The sequence below is a fragment of the Acidovorax sp. KPB24-03 genome, from assembly GCF_057546605.1.
Window position 1 is genome coordinate 1 of sequence record NZ_BAAJYR010000476.1, and the last position, 2,433, is coordinate 2,433.

Annotated in this window: 3 protein-coding genes and 1 pseudogene; all 4 read right to left on the bottom strand. The window is 68.0% G+C overall.

Annotated features, from left to right (window positions below):
* Positions 1 to 322: pseudogene (locus AC27KI_RS22810) on the bottom strand (acetyl-coenzyme A synthetase N-terminal domain-containing protein); the annotation flags it as partial.
* 173 nt (positions 323 to 495) lie between these two features.
* Positions 496 to 732 carry a DUF6139 family protein gene (locus tag AC27KI_RS22815; RefSeq protein ID WP_487115983.1) on the bottom strand — a complete coding sequence of 79 codons (237 nt, stop codon included), beginning with the start codon at positions 730 to 732 and terminating at the stop codon, positions 496 to 498.
* A 208-nt stretch (positions 733 to 940) separates the two neighbouring features.
* Positions 941 to 1,771 (bottom strand): M48 family metallopeptidase, encoded by an 831-nt coding sequence (locus AC27KI_RS22820; RefSeq protein ID WP_487115985.1) that lies wholly within the window; start codon positions 1,769 to 1,771, stop codon positions 941 to 943.
* Positions 1,772 to 2,073: 302 nt separating this feature from the next.
* The coding region (locus AC27KI_RS22825; protein WP_487115987.1) for an SMP-30/gluconolactonase/LRE family protein at positions 2,074 to 2,433 on the bottom strand (360 nt) is incomplete at its 5' end.

Here is a 2,433-nt window from a genome sequence, read left to right on the forward strand (position 1 = left end):
CGCAGCTCGGGCCAGGACAGCTCGCGGTGCAGGCCGCGCTCGTTGCGGCTCACCACGCCGGCAGGCCCGCGGCGTGCGCCGGGTCCACATGGCGCAGCACCTGGCGCGCGTAGTTGACCTGCGCCCCGGGAAACCACACGGCCCCCGGCATGGCATTGCGTGCCAGCACGGCCGTGTGCGGGGTGGGCGACTGCAGATCGAAGTAGTCCCAGATGCTCTGCCAGAACGCATCGAGGTCGGTGACGGACCAGCGCCAGAGCGCGTCGTAGTCCGCGAAGGCCAGTCCGTGGCGGGCCTGCAGCCAGTCCTGGTACAGGCGGATCTGGGGAACGAACGGGGGGGTGTTTTTTTGTCTCCATGGCGCCGCAGCGTAGCGTGCGCCACCGCCGCTGTCACCGGGCGGGCGTCCCCGAATGGACAAAGCCGCCGGCCGGGTGCGGCGGGCGGCTTTGCGAAGGGGGCGGCAGCGGGGCCCTGCCCGCCGGGCCCCCGGGGTCAGTCGGTCAGCTCGTGCACGCCGGTGATGGCGTAGCCCTTTTCCTCGATCTGCGCGGCCGGCTGCGCGATGCCGTAATCGTCCCAGTGGTCGGCGTTCTCGTCCATCTCCTGGCCGCGGGCTTCGGTGTCCCAGTCCACGTTGATCGCCTCCTGCGGGATGGGGCGCCCTTCGGGCACGGCGAGGTGGGAGAACTTGCCATCGGCTTCGGCTCGGCGATAGATGTCTACGCGCATGTGGGAGTCCTTTTCGGAAATGAGACGCAAAGGCTGTCCACTCTATCGAGCGGGGTTCTGGCGGGGCGTAGGAAAACACCTCTCGCGGGAGGGTGGCACCGGAAGGCGCCCCACCCCCACGCCCTGCAAAAACCAAAAAAGGCGGCCGGGCCTTCGCCCGCCGCCTTTCTGGTTTGGCTGCCTTGACTGGCTGCCTCAGGCTGGCCGATTACTTCGCCGAGGCCAGGTCGCGCATGCGGTCCGCACGGCCGCCCGCGTCCGGGTGGGTGGACAGCATGGCATCCATGCCGCCGCTCTTGCCGCTCAGCGAGGCGATCTTGCGGAAGGCCGACTCCATGGCCTGCACCTTGTACTTGTGCTTCTTCATGAAGGCCAGGCCGTAGTCGTCGGCCTGGGTTTCCTGGCTTTGCGAGAACTGGCTGTTGACCAGCTTCTCGCCCAGGGCGCCCAGGTCGGAGTCGGCCAGGCGGCCCACGCCGCCCGCGGCGGACGCGGCCTTGCGGCCGGCGGAAGCCATGTAGGCCGTGCGCATGGCCGATAGCGAGTGCTGCAGCTTCACGTGGCCGATTTCGTGGCCGATCACGCCCAGCAGTTCCTGGTCATTCATCATGTCCATGAGGCCGCTGTACACGCGGATGGAGCCGTCGGCCGTGGCGTTGGCGTTCACGTCCTTGCTCAGGTACACCTTGAAGTTCAGCTTCATGCCGTCTTCGTTCACGTGCTTCTTGGTCAGGCGCGCCAGGCGCTGCGCGTACTTGTTGTTGGCCGGGGCGGCGTTCTCGGTGCGGTCTTCGTAGTTGCGGTACTGCAGCGAGACGGTCTTGAGTTCTTCGTCGGACACGGTCACGGCCTTGAACACGTCCAGCGCGGCGCCCGCCTTGTTCTCGGTGCTGCTGGAGTTGGAACCGCCGGCGCTGGCCGCGCCCAGCACGCTGGAGATGGCCGAGGTGCCGGAACCGCTCTTGCTGCCATCGCCCGTGGTGGCGCAGCCGGACAGCAGCAGGGCGAGCGCGACGGCGCTCAGTGAGAACTTCTTCATAGAAACACTTTCGTTGAGGTCTGGAAACAAGCGCCAATGGGGCGACGGATGTGGTGCTCGGGAGGCTCTGCGGCCCCTTGGCGGTCATGGGGTGGACCGGGCAGGCGGAAATTGTTTCACGGGCCTTTGAAATGCCATACGGTGTGCCGCCGCGAATGCATCGAGTTGTATCCACGGCCTGGCCACCGCTTCCGCCGCTTTACAAAGTAACGAAACGCCGTGGCGCCATAGGATGAACCACCCCGTACACAACCTTTTGTTTCAATAAAGACGCCATCAACGGGGAACGAAACGGCGCTCCGCTACACCGCGACCTCGAAGAGCCGGCCCGACAGCGGCGCCTTGGCCAGCACGTCCAGCGGCACCGGCTGGCGCGCCGTGGTGATGAACAGCCGCCGCCCGTCGGCCCCGCCCAGTTCCACGTCGGTGGGACAGGGCACCGGCAGCGCGACGACGCGGTCCAGGCTGCCGTCGGGCAGGAAACGCACCACGCTCCAGCCATCGCGCAGGGCCGTCCACACCCCGCCCTCCGCATCCAGCGCCAGGCCGCTCACCCGGCCCGAGCCCTTGGGCACGGAGACGAGGCGGCGCACGGCGCCGGTCTCGGGCTGCAGCGACAGGATGGCGCCCGTGTCCGGCACGGCGGCCCAGAGGTGCCGTCC